Raw genomic sequence first — 13,845 nt, forward strand, 5'->3', positions numbered from 1 at the left:
TTTCATGTCATTGCTATTACGTTGCCCATCTTGACACGTAAGCATGAGCAGGTATCATTAGAGAAATAAAGGAACTAAGGAAGGATGAGGCTCTAATGTCAACAGCCATGCGAATTGCATTGCTTCAAATGGATATTAAAATCGGCGATGTTGAAGCCAATTACGAAAAAGTGAAGTCCATGATTGCAGAGGCGGCAGGACAAGCAGTCAAACCAGATGTCGTTATTTTTCCAGAGCTTTGGAATACAGGATTTCAACTGGATCAAATAAAAGAGCTGGCGGACCGAAATGGTGAAAGAACGAGACAGCTGCTGTCCGAGCTGAGCAGAGCATACAAAGTAAATATAATTGGCGGCTCGATTGCAGAGCTGCGCGGGGATGAAGTCTACAATACGCTGATTGCATTTGACCGCGATGGCAATGAAGTGGCTGATTATTCCAAAATACATTTGTTTCGTTTAATGGATGAGGAAAAGTATTTAAGTGCGGGTGAGAAAACAGCTTTGTTTGAGGTGGACGGGGAAAAAGCCGGCGCATTTATTTGCTACGACACTAGATTTCCCGAGCTGTCGCGCAAGCTAGCTTTGAATGGGGCTAAAATCGTATTTGTGCCTGCTCAGTGGCCGCATCCAAGATTGCATCATTGGAAAACGCTGCTGATGGCGCGCGCCATTGAAAATCAAATGTTTGTCATCGCATGCAACAGAACAGGCAAGAGCGGGGATACGCACTTCTTTGGCCATTCGATGGTCATAGACCCATGGGGAGAGGTCATCGCGCATGCTGAGGAGGAAGAGACGATCATTTATGCCGATATAGATTTGGCCCTCGTTGACGAGGTGCGTGCCAGAATACCGATTTTCAAAGACCGTCGTCCCGAAATTTACGAATAATAAGTGCTCAGCTAAATGAACCGTTTATTTGGTTTTAATCGTTTCGTTGAGCGTGTGAATAAACGCTTCAGCAGCTTTGGATAAATATCGGCCTTTGCGGCTGGCTACTACAAGCGTGCGCGAAGGGCGAGGCAGGAGCGGCAGGTATACCGGTGTAAAATCGGAGCCTGCCGCTCTTGTCAACATTTTAGGAACAAACGCAATTCCCATGCCGCCTGCAACGAGCGATTGCACCGTTTCAATATTGCTGCTCTCAAACACAATTTGCGGATTAAAGCCTGCTTCCAGGCAGTATCCGACTGTAATTTGTCTAAAGCCTTGTCCACGTTTTAAACCGATAAACGGCTCATCGCTCAGCTCAGCGATAGGAACGGCTTCATTCCTTTGCGCCAGTGGATGGGCTGGCGGAACGGCAAGGCATATTTCTTCTTCCATATAAGGTGTCCAAGACAAGGATGCATCGATTAATGGAAGCGACAGTAAGCTGATATCCGTGCCTCCGCTAGCGGTGAGCTGTTCAAGCTTGGCGGTCGTTTCTTCTACAAGCACAACCTCGATTTGCGGGTATTTCTCGCCGAACACAGGCAGAACAAGCGGCAGAACATGAGCGCCGGTTATCGGCAATGTGCCAACGACCAGCCTGCCCCGGCGCATTTGCGCCATATCATCCATCTCCTGCTTGAGCTGTTCAATCGTATCTATGATTTGCTGGGCTCTTTCTACAAACACTTGTCCCGCTTGCGTAAGCTCTACGGAATTAGTCGTTCTTCTAAAAAGAAGCAGGCCAAGCTCCTGCTCCAGCTTGGAAAGCTGCTGGCTGAGCGAAGGCTGGGCAATATGAAGTTTTTCTGCGGCACGCGAGAAATTGTGGTCCTTTGCTATTTGAATGACATATTGCAGCTGTCTGAATTCCATAGGGAATCAATCCTTTTGAATTAGATTAGTTTTTATTTCCGAAATTGATATATAGACGCGACAGTTTGGAATTGTTATAGTTAATAACTATAGAGCTTATAGATATTATATCTTAGTTCTATGAAGAAAGACATGATATGATTGGTTTAATTAAATTCTATTGAAATCGACTGAATGAAACGATGGGGTGAGTATCAATGACAAAAAGAACAATGTTTGAAAAAATTTGGGACAATCACGTCATTCACCAGGAAGAAGGCAAGCCGAGCGTAATTTATATTGACTTGCAGCTGGTGCACGAGGTTACATCTCCGCAAGCTTTTGAAGGGCTTCGCATGTCCGGCCGCAAAGTGCGCCGTCCAGACTTGACGTTTGCTACTATGGATCATAACGTTCCGACAAAGGACCGTTTCAATATTACAGATCCAATCTCCAAGCAGCAAATCGATACCCTTACTCAAAACTGTAAGGATTTTGGAGTAAAGCTGTTTGATCTGGACAATATTGATCAAGGTGTTGTTCACGTAATGGGACCTGAGATCGGCCTTACGCATCCAGGCAAAACAATCGTTTGCGGCGACAGCCATACTTCAACACACGGCGCTTTTGGCGCTTTGGCGTTCGGTATCGGCACAAGCGAGGTTGAGCATGTGCTTGCTACGCAGTGCTTGCAGCAATCCAAAGCTAAAACGATGGAAGTCCGCTTCAACGGCAAGCGCAAGCCTGGCGTTACAGCTAAGGATATGATTCTTGGCGTAATTGCGCAATACGGCACTGACTTTGCAACCGGATATGTTATCGAATATACAGGCGAAGCGATTACTAACCTTACGATGGAAGAGCGCATGACAGTATGTAATATGTCCATCGAAGCAGGAGCTCGCGCAGGCTTGATTGCTCCTGACGAAACTACTTTTAACTATTTGCGCGGCCGTGAGTATGCCCCTGAGAACTTTGACAAAGCGGTAGAAGCTTGGTCACAGCTAACGACTGATGAAGGCGCTCATTACGATACTGTTGTTGAGTTTGATGTTGATTCACTTATCCCGCAAGTAACATGGGGAACAAGCCCTGGCATGGGTACTGATATTACAGCTTCTGTACCTAACCCAGCTGATTTGGCTACTGAAAATGAACGTAAAGCGGCAGAAAAAGCGCTTGAGTATATGGATCTTAAGCCAGGCACGCCGATGACAGAAATTGAAATCGATTATGTATTTATCGGCTCATGTACAAATGGCCGTATTGAAGACCTTAGAGCAGCTGCTGAAATCGCTCGCGGCTACAAAGTCAGCGACAAGGTAACGGCTATTGTCGTACCGGGCTCCGGCCGCGTTAAGCTGCAAGCAGAAAAAGAAGGCCTAGATAAAATATTTGTAGAAGCAGGCTTTGAATGGCGCGATGCAGGCTGCTCCATGTGTCTTGCTATGAACCCTGACGTGCTGCAACCAGGTCAGCGCTGCGCTTCAACTTCCAACCGTAACTTTGAAGGCCGTCAAGGCCGCGGCGGAAGAACGCATCTAGTATCGCCTGCAATGGCAGTAGCAGCTGCGATTAATGGCCGCTTTACAGATGTGCGTGATTGGGAAATCAAAGAAGCAGTAGCGAACTAATGAACTTACATTAGCAGGAGAGGGGAACAATTAATATGGAACCATTTAAAAAGCTTACGGGTATCGTTGCTCCAGTAGACCGCGTAAACGTAGATACAGATGCAATTATTCCAAAACAATTTTTAAAGCGCATTGAGCGCAGCGGCTTCGGTCAATTTCTATTTTATGAATGGCGCTTTTTCGAGAACGGTGATGTGAATCCTGATTTTGAGCCAAATAAAGCTCGTTATGAGGGTGCATCGGTTCTGATTTCCCGCGCTAACTTTGGCTGCGGCTCATCCCGTGAGCATGCTCCATGGGCGATTCTTGATTATGGCTATAAAGTAATTATTGCTCCGTCCTATGCGGATATTTTCTATAACAACTGCTTTAAAAACGGCATTCTTCCAATCAAGCTAAGCGAGGAGCAAGTAGAAGATTTGTTCCAGCGTACAGCTAAGCATGAAGGCTACAAGCTTAATGTTGATCTTGAAAGCAAACAGCTTTCCGATGAATTCGGCCTAAGCATCTCCTTCGATTTGGATGAGCACCGCCGACAATTTTTGCTTCAAGGCTTGGATGATATCGGTCTAACGCTTCAGCATGAAGACAAAATATCAGCATATGAAGCAAAGCACGCTGATAAGCTTGCAAATAAATAATTTCAAGAGTTCTCTGAAAAACCCTCTGGCATTTGCCAGAGGGTTTTTTGTGAAATGGAAACTCTAACGAATGTTAGCAGCGCTATTATGCTGAAAAAGCTTGTTTTAAAATTGTAACGAATCGTGGTTTGCTTATTTGCTATAAAACACTGCCCAAATGAGCATTTGTTCACAGATAGCACCTCTTCGTTGCGTTAGAATTTCAAAAGGGGCATTTTATGAAAAATAGCTCATTCACGATTCGTTAAAATCTCAAAAGGCATATTTTAAAAGTAATAGCCCCTTCAGAATTCGTTACAGCTATTCATGAATTGATGAGCTACGGATCGATTTTGTACGAAGCAGCATTTGATATGAATAGTTTTACCTCGAAAACTTACAGCATGTGCTGCATTCCAGTAACTTAATAGAAAGATTGATAGAAAGATTGATAGAAAAAATTCTCAATTTTGCGCAACCTTTTATGACAAAAAGCGTCTTATTATATGTCTGTGCATGTCGAAAGAACACATGCGGAGCGGGCAATATCGTATTCGAGGTGTGGAATGAAAAAAATTGTTGCTGTCGTCATGTTTACTTGTCTCTTTTTTGCTTCTTTTGTTAATGTTGGACATGCCTCCGTTCCCCCTAAACTGTTTTTGGATGGCAAAAGGCTGTATAGTGATGTAGAACCGACCATTATTCAAGGCTCAACGCTCGTTCCTTTAGCTATTTTGACAGAAGGGCTGGGCTATGAGGTAGAATGGGAGGGAGATTTAAAGCGCGTAACCGTTAAAAGCAATGATACGCTCATTCAATTAATTATTAATGATTCGACGGTTATGGTTAACGGCGAGCCTCAGGTTATGAATGCCGTTCCGCAATTGATCCAATGGCGGACGATGGTTCCTGTACGGTTTATCGGAGAGCTTCTGGGTCTGGAGTTTGAATGGAAAGATGCAGAGCGCGAAGTACATATGTTTAGCCATAAGGATCCGGAGACTGATCCCGATCCCGATCCTGATCCATCGGATAATGGCAGCCAGCCTATTGTGCCGACAGGCTATGTAGAGTCGGTGGATTTTGACCAAGCTTCAACCTTAAACATTACATACTCAGGCGAGGTAAAGCCAAGCAAACCATTTTACTTGAGCAATCCTAGAAGGCTTGTTATTGACTTGCCAGGTACAAGCTATACCGGAAATCACTTTTCAGAGGTGCAGGTAGAGGATAATCCGTTTATAGATTCCTATCGTCATTCCGCCTTTAGCAGCGACCCTTTAATCGCTAGAGTTGTAATCGATCTCAAGGATGATATCGGACATGTCATGACCCAATCTGATGGTCAAATTACGATTCAGCTTATGCCTGTCAGTGAAGTTCCTGAGGAGCCGACCACTGATCCGGTAGATCCTACGCCAACCCCTACGCCAACTCCAACTCCGGAGCCTTCAGATCCAGGCGAAGGGAAGATATATCATGTTGTGCTTGACGCAGGCCATGGCGGCACGGATTCAGGAGCAGTAAGCAAGGATAAGAAAAAGCTGGAGAAAGATTTTACGTATACTGTAGTAAATAAAATGAAGGCAATTCTTGAAAAAGATCCGCGGGTGCAAGTACATTTGAGCAGGCCTGACGATGTGAAGATCGAGCTGCGTGACCGTGTTGCTTTTGCAGAAAAAGTTAAGGCCGATGTGTTTGTTTCAGTTCATGTTAACAGCTTTACCAAAGACACAGCGACAGGCAGTGAAACGTATTATTATCGCGATAACAGCAAGGAGCTTGCCAACATTATGCAGAAGCACCTCGTTGCAGGAACAGGGCTTGCCAATCGCGGCGTAAAAACAGCGCCATTTGTCGTAATCAAGGAAACGACTATGCCGGCTGTTCTAGTGGAAACAGGATATATTTCCAATCCGAACGACTTGGAAGTGTTGTATAACGATAAAAACCAGGATCGTATCGCTGCTGAATTGGTATTAGGCATCAAAGAATTTTTAAAACTGAATTAAAGCGGGTGAAAATAACATGCTGGATATGACTAAGCGTAAGAAGGTTTGGATTGCAGCAGCAGCACTAGTGCTGCTGCTTTCCGGCTGTGGAGCAGTGCAGAAGGATAACGGGACCGGAGGGGCGGTATCCCCTTCGCCAGAGCCTCCGGTTGTGGAGCAGCAATCTATGGAACTAACGATTTATGCGGTGGAAAACGAAAGCATGGAGCTGACTGAACGAACGGAAAAAGTATTTTACAGCAATGACCATGAATTGCTTGGAGCTGCTATAGCCTCATTGCAAGCCGATCCGGGCAACGGCTCTGCATCGCTGTGGAAGCCTATTCCGATTCATTCTACTCAATTGAAGGATGGCATCGTTACGATTGATATTGCGCTTCCGGATGAAGCGAGAGTTGGCGCGCCCGGAGAGATGCAATTGCTAGAATCGCTTAAGAAAACGTTGTTTCAGCTTGATTTTGTAGATGGAATTGAAATTTTGGTGGATGGGAACGAAACAGAGAGCCTAATGGGTCACGTAGGGCTTGACTATCCTATGACAAGAGAGTGACAATAGAGATAAATATAATAGAGTTGAAGGAGATATGTTGAATGCCACTGCATTACACATGGAAAAAAGTTATTACCGGTGCGCTTGCTGTTACACTTATCGGTTCAAGCTCCGCTGCAGTTTTGGGAGCGGACCCGGTTGCGATTTATGCCAACCAAGCTGCTGCAAAGCAAGCGACACCCTTTACTGATGTAGCCGCTGGTCATTGGGCAGAGAAGCATATTGCTAAGCTATCATTACAAGGCATTATTAATGGTTATCAAGAAAATAACGACACCTTTACGTTTAGGCCGGAGAGAAGTATTACACAGCAGGAAGCTGTCATTATGGCTCTACGTTTTGCTGGACTTGCCAATCAAATCGATGAGCATGCGATGATTCAATTTACAGAGTCATTTGTAGTAGATAATTTTTATAAGCCATACATACAGCTTGCTTTTGAGCAAGGGTTGCTTGATCGCGATGAAGAGTATCAAATAGCTGAAGATGACAGCAGCAAGGCATGGGGCTCTCGTCCAGCCAGCCGTGAATGGGTAACGAAGCTGATCGTCAAGGCGATTGGCGAAGAGGCAGTAGCCAAGCAGCTGCAAAATACGGAATCAAGATTCAGCGATGCTGGAGCTATGGACAGCAAATATATTGGCTTTATTAACGCTGCAACTCAATTAGGTCTTGTTAAAGGGCTGTCCGAGGATCGCTTCGGCCCCAAATCAAACATTAATCGTGCAAGTCTTGCTACTTTGTTCAGCAGAGCGCAAGGTCATATCGGAGTAGAATATACAGGACAAGAGAGCGGCGTCATTTCAAATCTGACGGAAGATAAGATTACTTTGTATGCTAACGGCAAAGAAACGGAATATAGCCTGTCTGATGCTACAGCGTACTATCATTATAATTCCGAGTCTGCCAGCAGCAAAGAGCAATTGCTAGAGTATGGAGACGTGACGATTATTGCTAGGGACGGCGTAGCAAGATATGTTGAAGTGGAAGGCGACGTGCAGCATATTAAACCGGTAAATGGCACTGTTGTACATTATAATGAAGCAGAGAAGCTTCTTTATGTGCTAGTTGATGAAAAGCCGGTAGAGTTCAAATACGATCCGTCTATCGTCATTGAGAATGAGGAAGGGACAACGCTGCAAATTTCTGATTTGAAGCGTGATCGCCAGGTTGTTATTACAAGTGATACGTTCCGCGAGGAGCCTCGTACAATTAGCATTGTGGCTTCCTCTGCACCGGTTGTAACGACGGCAAAAGGTCTTTTGTACGAATTTAACAACAAAATAGTTACAATTCAAGATGATACTGGATTTGTTACTAAATTTTTAGCGCCAAACACGGTCGTTACAATTGAAGGCCTGAACAACGCCAAGCTAGATGATTTACTTATAGAAAAGGATAACGTTGAGCTTAGTCTAAATGAAAAAGACCAGGTGACAGCGATCAAAGTTGTTAATCGTCAGGTTGAGACGCTAGCTGGCTATCAAGCTTATTACAATGAAAAGCTGCCTGAATTTATTACTGTATCAGATGCCTTTGGAAAACAAGCCAAGGTTCTATACTTCAGCGGCAGAACAAAATTTAATTATTTTGGTAATAATATGGAAAAAGACACCGCTTTGAAGATGCTTAACCAAAACGTTAACGTTACAGTAAGCTACACGCATGATGAGATTGTGTCTTTGAATTTTGTGAACAGCTATACGGGCGAAATGGTTCGTTGGGATACAAACGCAAAGACAATTACTATGCGCCTAGATGGCGGAGAAGAGGTTGTATTGCCTTACACCAATGCCCCTGTATACTATAAAGGCAGACCAGCGGCATCGATTGGTGATATGCGCCAAGGCGAGAAAGTTACTGTTTCGCTGAATTTTACAAAGGTTGAAGCCAGCGCTATTCGTGTTCATGTGACGGAACAGTTCCAGGTTACAGCTGTGGATATAATAAACAAAAAAATAACGATGAAAAATGCGACAACGAAAGAAAACGATTATATGCTGCTTGATGCTGAGCTGCTTACTGCAGCCGGCGGCAAGCAAACAATTAATCAAATTAAGGTAGGTTCTACGGTTGATGCGACATTCGTAGGCGATGAATTAAAGAAGCTTCAAACGGTAAATACTTCTTCAAATGGTTAATTAGGATTGATCAAATTAATATTTTGTGAAAAACTGCTCTTATGAGCAGTTTTTTTTGTTTTTTTATCATTTTCGGGTTGCGCACAGTGACAAATTTCGCTACACTTTGAACGATAGTGTTTATGAGTGTTCGCTTAAGCAGTTGCAAATCTGTTGCAGTTGCAGATTTGCTCGTATGCTGCCTAATTTTTGAGGAGAGAGAACAATGAATGCTAAGCAAAAAATGCGTGTTGTATTAGATCAAATAGCTCTTATGTTTCCGGACGCCCATTGCGAGCTCGTACATGAGAATCCGTTTGAGCTGACGATTGCTGTGTTGTTATCCGCACAATGTACAGATGAGACGGTTAACAAGGTAACGGCGACGTTATTTCAGAAATTTAAACGTCCTGAACACTATTTAAGTGTTCCTCTCGAGGAGCTTGAGCAGGATATTAGACGCATTGGTTTGTTTCGGAGCAAAGCCTCAAATATTCAGAAGCTATGCCGTATTCTAATCGATAAATACGATGGTGAAGTGCCTCAAACTTATGAAGGTTTAGTCGAGTTGCCTGGGGTTGGCCGCAAGACTGCCAATGTCGTCATGTCTAATGCCTTTGGTGTACCAGCAATAGCGGTTGACACCCATGTGGAGCGAGTATCCAAGCGTCTCGGTTTTGCAAAGACGGAGGACTCCGTGCTAGTAGTTGAACAAAAGCTGATGAAGCTGGTGCCGCGAGACGAGTGGACAATTACTCATCATCGCTTAATCTTTTTCGGTCGCTATCATTGCAAGGCGCAAAGTCCGCAATGTGCAATTTGCCCGCTGCTTGATTTGTGCAAAGAAGGAAAGCAACGTATGAAGCCAATAGTTAAATCCAAAAAAAAGGGTAAGCTAGCATAATAGCTGTTGTATTGTTTTTTATAGATGCAACTGCAGTAGAAGTTATTACATATGACTTTTCTGCTTATGGACTGCAGCTATGCTGTACCCTGCACCCTAAACTAGCGAACGAGGGATGATTTTAATGAAATGTATTTCTGTATACACAAACAATTTTGAAGTTTTTTCCGATCTTTACGAAGAGGTGCTTGAATCACCGCCGCAAGAAAATGAAGATATTACTGTACAAGGTGTAACAGTAAGCGGTTCTGGCAACGTGCCGGACCAATACATCGAAAGAATGCGCCTTAAGCCTGAGGTTGTAGTTATGAGGGAAAAGGAACGCGGAGTAATGATTTTGCAGCATGGCAATGTATTTGAAATTTGTTTGCCATCACAGGATGAAGAATCGAACTAATTGAAAAGGAATGACATTCATGACGGTGCAAAGCATAGCGCAAGCGTTATACGATGCCGCCGCCGCAATGGCAGCCAGTAATGACGAAAGGCGAGCCAAGCAAGTGCAAGAGCTGAGCAGTAAGCTGACCGAGGGTCGGCTTACTGTTGCTTTATGCGGACATTTTTCGGCAGGCAAATCTACTTTGATTAATACGATATGCGGAGCAAAGCTGCTCCCATCAAGCCCGATTCCAACGAGTGCCAACGTTGTCTCTATTCAAGGCGGCGACCAGGCAATCGCTAGAGTAGAAACGATGAAAGACGGTCAACGTACAAAGGCTGAAGTTGCGATAGATCAGCTCGAGCAATATTGCGTGGATGGAGAGACCTTTACGCATGTGTCCATCCATTACCCTAGTGAAGTGCTCGGCGAGCATATTACGTTGCTGGATACCCCCGGCATCGATTCAACGGATGATGCGCATCGGCTGGCAACAGAATCTGCGCTTCATTTGGCAGATGTAGTGTTCTATGTTATGGATTATAACCATGTACAGTCAGAAATAAATTTTGCTTTTGCCAAACAGCTGAAGGATTGGGGAAAGCCGCTTTATTTTGTCGTAAATCAAATCGATAAGCATAGAGAGAATGAAATAAGCTTTGAGTCGTACTGTCAAAGCGTTGAGGATGCTTTTCACGCTTGGCATTTGGAGCCGGAAGGCATTATTTATTTATCGTTGCGGAAGCCAGAGCATCCATACCATCAATGGGATGCGCTGCTGAAGCTGCTGCAGGAGCTTGAGGTGCAGCGTCAAACGCTGTGCAGCTACAGCGTAGAGGCGTCCTTGCATCATGTTATGCAAGAGCATATCAAGTGGCTGGAGCAGCAGGAGGAGGAGCAGCGGGCATCGCTGCTTGAGCAGGCTGGAGGGCCTGAAGCTGCAGCGCAAGCCAAACTGGAGCTTGAGCGTATTAAAGCGAGCAAAGACAGCTTGGAAGCCGGGCCTGACGTTATGAGCAAGGAACTGCGCCAGCAGCTTCAGTCGCTGCTTGATAATGCAAATATTACACCGGCAGCGCTGAGGGACTTGGCTCAGTTATTTCTAGAGAGCCAAAAACCGGGCTTCAAGAGCGGTTTTTTATTTGCGGGCAACAAAACGGCTGCCGAAAAGGAAAAAAGGCTGAGTCAGTTCCGCAGCGAGCTGCACAGTCTGATTAGCGCGGCGATTGAATGGCATCTCAAGCAATTGCTGCGGCAGGCTGCAGAGCAGGCAGGTTATGAGTCGGATCAGCTGGAAAGCCAGCTGCAGGCCGCTATATCTTGGCTGCCTGATGACGATTGGCTATTGCGTCGAATCCATACTGGCGCAGTATTCGGCAATGAATACACGATGACTTTCTGCAAGGATCTGGCTGCAGATATTAAAAGCATTTATCGGAAAAATGCAATTGAACTTATTGATATGATTGTTGTACAATTTGCTGCTCAAAACGAAAACAAGCTGTCTGCCGTCCGTGAACAGCTGGCACAGCTCGGCACTCAAGCTGCTGCTGTGGTCAAGCTGGAAGAGCTTGACCAGATTTCTGATGCGCGGGAGCAGGAGCTGAAAGGGATGCTGCCGGACAGATCGAGCAAGCCTGCTCTGCCTAAGCCAGCCCGGTTTGAAGCAAAGGCTCAGACCTATAAGGCGACTGCTGATAACGGGCAGGCAAGCAGCCGGCAGGAGGCAAGCCTGGCCGACGCAGTTTCAGCTGCTAAGACGTCGTCAGATGCTGCTGCCGCTGCGAAAGACGCGGCTGGCGCGTTTGCAAGCGGCAATGCGCTTGGCAAGCAGCGTGATGCCGGCTACAAGCTGCAGCGTGCGGCCGATTTGCTGCAAGGCCACGCAGCCCTTGAGCAGGCTGCCGCCGCATTAAGAGATAAAGCGGACCGATTGCAAAGCAGCAGCTTTACGATTGCTTTGTTCGGTGCGTTCAGCGCTGGCAAGTCATCGCTTGCTAACGCGCTAATTGGAGAGCCTGTATTGCCTGTCTCGCCTAATCCGACGACTGCATCAATCAATCGCTTGCTGCCTCCTACAAAGCAGTATCCTCACCGTACGGCTCGCATCGTGATGAAGTCCGAAGAAGAGCTGCTTGATGATCTGCTTTATTCATTGGCCTTGCTAGGAGAAGAGGCTAATAAGCATGCTTACACCAATATTGAAAGCATATTGGCTGCGGCAGACCGTCTGACGCCTGACAAAATAGGTGCAAGCGGCAGGGCGCATTATAGCTTTTTGCGAGCAGCACGCAACGGCTGGGCAGAGCATAAGGATGACTTGGGCCAGGAGCTGAAGGTTGATCATGAGCAATACGAACGGTTTGTTGCAGAGGAGTCGCGCTCCTGTTTTGTGAGGTCTATTGATTTTCACTATAATTGCCCGCTGACAGCCGAAGGAATCGTGCTTGTCGATACGCCAGGCGCCGATTCTGTAAATGCAAGGCATACAGGAGTAGCCTTTAATTATATTAAAAACGCCGATGCTGTTTTATTTGTCACGTATTACAATCATGCATTCTCTCAGGCTGACAGACAATTTTTGCAGCAGCTGGGAAGAGTGAAGGATCAATTTGAGCTGGATAAAATGTTCTTTATCGTAAATGCGGCAGACCTCGCAGCAGACAAGGAAGAGCTGGAAGGGGTATTAAAGCATGTTGAGGCTAATTTGCTGCAGCATGAAATCCGTTTTCCAAGATTATTTCCAGTTTCCAGCTTGCAGGCTCTTGATGGCAAGCTGGCTGGAGATAGCATGCTGCTGGAGAATTCAGGGCTGCCTCTGTTTGAGCAAGCCTTCCTGTCGTTTGTACAGCAGGACTTGGGGGCGCTTGCCATTGAAACGGCAGAGCAGGAGCTGGAGCGTATTAAAGCTACCGTTAGCGGCTGGCTGACAAGCGCACGCGGAGCTGCTGCAGATCGTGCTGCAGAGCTGGAGCGTTTGGCTGCCGCTTCAAAGGGTGCCATGCAAAGCCTCAGCTTGTTCGGCGAGCAGTCTGCTCCCGAACAGCTCAAGCAGGACATAAGCGAGCTGCACTATTACGTGCTGCAGCGGATTCAGTTCCGCTTTGGCGAATTTTATAATTATTCCTTCAATCCAGCTGTTTTACAGGATGATGGCCGCGACATGAAAAAGATGCTTCTGACAGCCTGGCTTGAGCTTGAGCGTCAGCTTAAGCGCGAGCTGGAACAGGAATTGCAGGCTACCTCTCTGCGGGTAGAGCGCAATCTCCACAAGCAGCAGGGCAAGCTGTATGCAGATATGGCTGAATCGCTTGAACAGCAGGTACTGGCTTATAAGGCGCCGAAATATGAAGGGGCCGGGCTGGAGGCTCCCGCGCTGTTAAACAGCTTCAAGGCCCAGGAAATTGATGTGAAGTGGCTGTGGGGCAAATTCAAGTCACCGCGCTATTTCTTTGAGGGCGAGGGCAAGGGACTGCTGCGCGCAGAGCTGGAAAAGCTGCTGCTTCCTGGATTGCAAGGCTGGATGAGCGAGCATACTTTAAGCTGGACCAGCTATTATGAGCAATGCTGGAAACAGTCAACGAAAGAAGAGCAGCTGAAGCTTGAAAAAGATTTGCAGGCTCATATTAAAGGAATGAGCGATTCCTTGCAAAATCATTCAAAAGTTGAAGAGTGGAGAGCGCTGCACGTTCAGCTCATTCATCTCTAATCGATAGCACTTTTTACCGAAATTATATCATGATTCGCTCGATGCGCTAAAAGGATTGTCAATCCTTTTAGCGCTTTTTTTTGCGAACTATGTTAATTTTTCAAAAAGCGAGCAATACGTATGGATGGCT

Annotated in this window: 10 protein-coding genes; 9 read left to right on the plus strand and 1 reads right to left on the minus strand. The window is 45.8% G+C overall.

Annotated elements, in window-relative coordinates:
* Positions 1–95: 95 nt before the first annotated feature.
* Positions 96–893: a carbon-nitrogen family hydrolase gene (locus V1L65_RS08700; protein ID WP_331698730.1), complete on the plus strand. Its 798-nt coding sequence runs from the start codon at positions 96–98 to the stop codon at positions 891–893.
* Positions 894–917: 24 nt separating this feature from the next.
* Here the strand turns inward: V1L65_RS08700 and V1L65_RS08705 are convergent, their stop codons facing one another.
* Positions 918–1,808 carry a LysR family transcriptional regulator gene (locus V1L65_RS08705; protein ID WP_331698731.1) on the minus strand — a complete coding sequence of 297 codons (891 nt, stop codon included), beginning with the start codon at positions 1,806–1,808 and terminating at the stop codon, positions 918–920.
* A gap of 197 nt (positions 1,809–2,005) precedes the next feature.
* Between V1L65_RS08705 and leuC the strand changes: the two genes are divergently transcribed.
* From leuC to V1L65_RS08745, 8 genes are all read left to right on the plus strand, one after another.
* Positions 2,006–3,421: a 3-isopropylmalate dehydratase large subunit gene (gene leuC / locus V1L65_RS08710; protein ID WP_331698732.1), complete on the plus strand. Its 1,416-nt coding sequence runs from the start codon at positions 2,006–2,008 to the stop codon at positions 3,419–3,421.
* A gap of 35 nt (positions 3,422–3,456) precedes the next feature.
* Positions 3,457–4,062, plus strand: a complete 606-nt coding sequence (leuD, locus tag V1L65_RS08715) for a 3-isopropylmalate dehydratase small subunit (RefSeq protein WP_331698733.1) — start codon at positions 3,457–3,459, stop codon at positions 4,060–4,062.
* 545 nt (positions 4,063–4,607) lie between these two features.
* Positions 4,608–6,053 carry an N-acetylmuramoyl-L-alanine amidase family protein gene (locus V1L65_RS08720; protein ID WP_331698734.1) on the plus strand — a complete coding sequence of 482 codons (1,446 nt, stop codon included), beginning with the start codon at positions 4,608–4,610 and terminating at the stop codon, positions 6,051–6,053.
* Positions 6,054–6,078: 25 nt separating this feature from the next.
* Positions 6,079–6,603 (plus strand): GerMN domain-containing protein, encoded by a 525-nt coding sequence (locus V1L65_RS08725; protein ID WP_331698735.1) that lies wholly within the window; start codon positions 6,079–6,081, stop codon positions 6,601–6,603.
* A gap of 41 nt (positions 6,604–6,644) precedes the next feature.
* On the plus strand, positions 6,645–8,744 hold the full coding sequence (locus V1L65_RS08730; protein WP_331698736.1) for an S-layer homology domain-containing protein: 2,100 nt from the start codon (positions 6,645–6,647) through the stop codon (positions 8,742–8,744).
* Between the two features lie 205 nt (positions 8,745–8,949).
* Positions 8,950–9,627, plus strand: coding sequence for an endonuclease III (gene nth, locus V1L65_RS08735; RefSeq protein WP_331698737.1), 678 nt, complete (start codon positions 8,950–8,952; stop codon positions 9,625–9,627).
* 124 nt (positions 9,628–9,751) lie between these two features.
* Positions 9,752–10,024 carry an NAD/NADP transhydrogenase alpha subunit gene (locus V1L65_RS08740; RefSeq protein WP_331698738.1) on the plus strand — a complete coding sequence of 91 codons (273 nt, stop codon included), beginning with the start codon at positions 9,752–9,754 and terminating at the stop codon, positions 10,022–10,024.
* A gap of 19 nt (positions 10,025–10,043) precedes the next feature.
* Positions 10,044–13,715: a dynamin family protein gene (locus V1L65_RS08745; RefSeq protein WP_331698739.1), complete on the plus strand. Its 3,672-nt coding sequence runs from the start codon at positions 10,044–10,046 to the stop codon at positions 13,713–13,715.
* Positions 13,716–13,845 lie beyond the last annotated feature (130 nt).

The organism is Paenibacillus sp. IITD108, from assembly GCF_036541265.1.
Taxonomy (GTDB): Bacteria; Bacillota; Bacilli; order Paenibacillales; family Paenibacillaceae; genus Pristimantibacillus.

Excerpts from the sequence above, each read along its gene's own strand:
- V1L65_RS08725 (WP_331698735.1), top strand. The coding sequence starts at position 6,079 with ATGACTAAGCGTAAGAAGGTTTGGATTGCAGCAGCAGCACTAGTGCTG.
- V1L65_RS08700 (WP_331698730.1), top strand. The coding sequence starts at position 96 with ATGTCAACAGCCATGCGAATTGCATTGCTTCAAATGGATATTAAAATC.
- leuD (WP_331698733.1), top strand. The coding sequence starts at position 3,457 with ATGGAACCATTTAAAAAGCTTACGGGTATCGTTGCTCCAGTAGACCGC.
- V1L65_RS08720 (WP_331698734.1), top strand. The coding sequence starts at position 4,608 with ATGAAAAAAATTGTTGCTGTCGTCATGTTTACTTGTCTCTTTTTTGCT.
- V1L65_RS08730 (WP_331698736.1), top strand. The coding sequence starts at position 6,645 with ATGCCACTGCATTACACATGGAAAAAAGTTATTACCGGTGCGCTTGCT.
- V1L65_RS08740 (WP_331698738.1), top strand. The coding sequence starts at position 9,752 with ATGAAATGTATTTCTGTATACACAAACAATTTTGAAGTTTTTTCCGAT.
- V1L65_RS08705 (WP_331698731.1), bottom strand. The coding sequence starts at position 1,808 with ATGGAATTCAGACAGCTGCAATATGTCATTCAAATAGCAAAGGACCAC.
- V1L65_RS08745 (WP_331698739.1), top strand. The coding sequence starts at position 10,044 with ATGACGGTGCAAAGCATAGCGCAAGCGTTATACGATGCCGCCGCCGCA.
- leuC (WP_331698732.1), top strand. The coding sequence starts at position 2,006 with ATGACAAAAAGAACAATGTTTGAAAAAATTTGGGACAATCACGTCATT.
- nth (WP_331698737.1), top strand. The coding sequence starts at position 8,950 with ATGAATGCTAAGCAAAAAATGCGTGTTGTATTAGATCAAATAGCTCTT.